This window comes from Actinoplanes sp. NPDC051633, assembly GCF_040681735.1.
In the GTDB taxonomy this organism is placed as follows: domain Bacteria; phylum Actinomycetota; class Actinomycetes; order Mycobacteriales; family Micromonosporaceae; genus Actinoplanes.
The window spans coordinates 1-3,424 of record NZ_JBFAZH010000852.1; the positions used below are offsets into that span (position 1 = coordinate 1).

Here is a 3,424-nt window from a genome sequence, read left to right on the forward strand (position 1 = left end):
CGCCGCAACGAACCAGGCCCCGGGGTGCTCCGCCCTTGCCGAAGGCTCGGCGGCCGGAAGCGGCACAGCGTCGAAGACCTGCACCCGGACGCCGCGCTGCACCAGCCGCCACGCGATCGACAGCCCGATGATCCCGCCACCGACGACCGCGCACCGAAGATCGGCGTCGCGGCCCCCGCCGCCTCCCCCACCCCGGTCCTGGGTGGGCTCCACGTTGGGCGCCGGGTACGACACTTTTCCCGGTCCGTCCACAGCCCTCATGACAGCGCCTCCAAGAACTCCGCCGTCGCACCGGCCGGATCCCGCGCGATCGCCCCGACCGCGGCCACCCCGTACGCACCGGCGGCGAGCAACTCGGGCACCCGCGCCGGGGTGATCCCGGCAATAGCGATCACCGGCACCCTCGCCGCCGCGGCCACCGCCGCCACGCCGGACACACCGATCGGGTCCGGCAGACCGTCCTTCGTGGACGTCGGGTAGGCCGGGCCGACGCCGAGATACGAGGCCTGCGGGACGATCCCGGCCGGGGCCCGGCACGTCACCCCGAGCACCGCCGCCGGCCCGAGCACCCTGCGGGCGGCCGCCGGCGGCAGGTCGTCGGCCCCGACGTGCGCGCCGTCCGCACCGGCCCCCACCGCCACGTCCAGACGGTCGTTCACCAGGCACATCACGCCGCGCGGCCGGCACAGCTCCAGCACGGAGGTGACGAGTGCGAAGGCCGCCCGGTCGGTGACGTCGTCCTGGACACGCACCTGGATGGCGACGGCGGAGGTGACGGACAGGACGGCGGCGACCACCGGCAACGAGTCGGTCACCACATGTAGACGAGGGAACTGCGGCTGCACCGTGAACTCCTCCCTGCGCCGGCATGATCCGGATCAGGTTCGACGGTCGGGGGCCGCGTCAGCCCCCCTCTCAGCCCGGTGCACCGGACTCCCGTGGGGTTGGTTCCACTCCGGACCATAGCCCGGCGTGGCGGTGGTGACTAGCGGACGTCCCAGACCGGTTCCGGCGTCTCGACCACTTCACCGTCCTTCTGGAACAGCACGAACCGGTCGAATCCCCTGGTGAACCACCGGTCGTGGGTCACCGCGATCACCGTGCCCTCGAAGGCCGACAGTCCCTCCTCCAGCGCCTCCGCCGACGCCATGTCGAGGTTGTCGGTCGGCTCGTCGAGGAGCAGCAGCGTGGCGCCGGACAGCTCCAGCAGCAGCACCAGGAAACGCGCCTGCTGCCCGCCCGAGAGGGTGCCGAACAGCTGGTCGCCCTGTGCCGCCAGCTCGTACCGGTTGAGCGCCTTCATCGCCCCGGCCCGGTCCATCCCGGATCGGTGGTCGTCACCGCGCCAGAGGATCTCCACCAGCGTGCGTTCCAGCAGCTCGGGCCGGTCGTGGGTCTGCGAGAAGTGCCCGGGACGCACCCGGGCGCCCAGCTTGGCGACGCCGTCGTGTGCCGTGTAGGCCAGCGGCGCCCCGTCCACCGGCTTGTTGTCGACGTCGGGTGAGCTGCCGCCTGCCGCCAGCAGCCGCAGGAAGTGCGACTTGCCGGTGCCGTTGGCGCCGAGCACCGCCACCCGGTCGCCGTACCAGATCTCCAGGTCGAACGGGAACGTCAGGTTCTCCAGCTCGAGCGAGGTGCAGACCACCGCCCGCTTACCGGTACGACCGCCGCGCAGGTTCATCCGTACCGCCTGCTCCTTCGGCGGCAGCGGCGGCGGCCCGGTCTCCTCGAACTTCCGCAACCGGGTCTGCGCCGCCTGATAGCGCGACGCCATCCCGCTGTTGTACGCCGCCTTCTGCTTGTACATCAGCATCAGCTCACGCAGCTGCTCGTGCTTCTCGTCCCAGCGCTTGCGGTGCTCGATCAGCCGGTCGTGCCGGTTGCCGCGGGCCTCGTGCCAGGACGCGAAGCCGCCGGGATGCGTCCACGCGCTGCCGCCCTCGACCGCGACCACCCGGTCGGCGGTCTGGGCGAGCAGCTCCCGGTCGTGCGAGACGTAGAGCACTGATTTCGCCGACTCCCGCAGCCGCTGCTCCAGCCATCGCTTGGCGGGCACGTCGAGGAAGTTGTCCGGCTCGTCGAGCAACAGCACCTCGTCGCGGCCGCGCAGCAGCAGGTCGAGTGCGAACCGTTTCTGCTCGCCGCCGGAAAGCGTCCGGACCGGGCGGTCACGCACCTGGTCCCACGGCTTGCCGAGGATGCTGACCGCGACCGTGTCGAAGAGCACCTCCGCGTCGTACCCGCCGGCCTCGCCCCACCGGGTCAGCGTGTTCGCATAGTCGAGTTGCGACTTCTCGGACTCGCCGAGGTGCGCCGCCGCCTGCCGCAGCCGCAGGCCGGCGTCCCGCAAGGGTGGCTCGACGAGCGAGAGAGCAAGATCTTCGAGGGTACGGTCGTCGCCGATCATGCCGATGAACTGCCGCATCACGCCGAGCCCACCCGAGCGGGCGACGGTGCCGGACTGCACCGGCAGGTCCCCGGCGACCATCCGCAGCAACGTGGTCTTGCCGGCGCCGTTCGGCCCGACGAGTGCGATCTTGGCACCCTCGCCCACCCGGAACCCCACGTCGGAGAACAGCTCGCGCCCATCCGGCAGCACGAAGCCCACCCCGGCGACATCCACGTAACCCATGCCCGGCATCCTCCCCGCTGAGCGGGGCTGAGTCAGTCGGTTTTCCGGGTCACGCCGAGGACGCGGAAGCCCTTTTGGCTGGCCACGCGCGAAACGACCCAGCCGCGGTCGACGAGCCGGGTGTGCAGCGAATCACCGCCGAGGTGCCGGTTGATCACCAGCCACGCCACGCCGCCGGGGGTGAGCCGCGGCAGCCACCGGTCCAGCAGCGCGTACAGCTCGGCCTTGCCGACGTGGGTCGGCGGGTTGCTCCAGATCTGCGCGAACCGCACGTCGTCCGCGATGTCCGCGGCGACATGGATGCGCAGGCCGAGCCGTTCGGCGTTGGCGGCGGTCAGCTCGCGGGCGCGGGCGTTGACGTCCACCGCGTACACGTCGGCCGCGGGCGCCTCGGTGGCCAGCACGCACGCGATCGGGCCGTAGCCGCAGCCGAGATCGAGCAGCGCGCCGGTGGTGCCGGGATCCGGCGCCGGAGCCTTGCGCAGCAGCACCGCGGTACCCGGATCGAGCCGGCTCGCGGAGAACACCCCGGACGCCGAGGCGAGTCGGTAGTCGCGGCCGCGCAGGGCGAACTCGACCTCGATCGGCCGGGCGGGCGCCGCCGGTTCGGCAGAGAAGTAGTGGTCCGCGCTCACCCTTGGAAGTGTGCCGCGCGACAACGACGACACGCACGGCGGGGTGCCGCACAACCTGTGCGTTCATTGATCACCGTGCGCTCCTAGCCTCGGCGGCATGCTGCACGGATCCGCGTCCCGCGCCGCCCATCGCGCGGCCCCGGGCGGCCTCGTTCTC

The 3,424-nt window shown here is 72.0% G+C and carries 4 protein-coding genes and 1 riboswitch; all 4 genes read right to left on the bottom strand.

Translation table 11 applies throughout. The features are described 5' to 3' along the window. Window positions 1-261 (bottom strand): FAD-dependent oxidoreductase (locus AB0M20_RS33285; protein WP_364304304.1); only part of this gene is annotated, 261 nt, incomplete at its 3' end. Further along, on the bottom strand, window positions 258-845 hold the full coding sequence (locus AB0M20_RS33290; protein ID WP_364304305.1) for a thiamine phosphate synthase: 588 nt from the start codon (window positions 843-845) through the stop codon (window positions 258-260). The genes AB0M20_RS33290 and AB0M20_RS33285, both read right to left, overlap by 4 nt. Further along, window positions 839-950: riboswitch (TPP riboswitch) on the bottom strand. Its footprint overlaps the gene before it by 7 nt. A 35-nt stretch (window positions 951-985) precedes the next feature. Next, window positions 986-2,632 (bottom strand): ATP-binding cassette domain-containing protein, encoded by a 1,647-nt coding sequence (locus AB0M20_RS33295; protein ID WP_364304306.1) that lies wholly within the window; start codon window positions 2,630-2,632, stop codon window positions 986-988. Between the two features lie 32 nt (window positions 2,633-2,664). Continuing rightward, the gene (locus tag AB0M20_RS33300; RefSeq protein WP_364304307.1) at window positions 2,665-3,267 is read right to left on the bottom strand and encodes a methyltransferase; all 603 of its coding nucleotides are present in this window, start codon (window positions 3,265-3,267) and stop codon (window positions 2,665-2,667) included. Window positions 3,268-3,424: the final 157 nt, after the last annotated feature.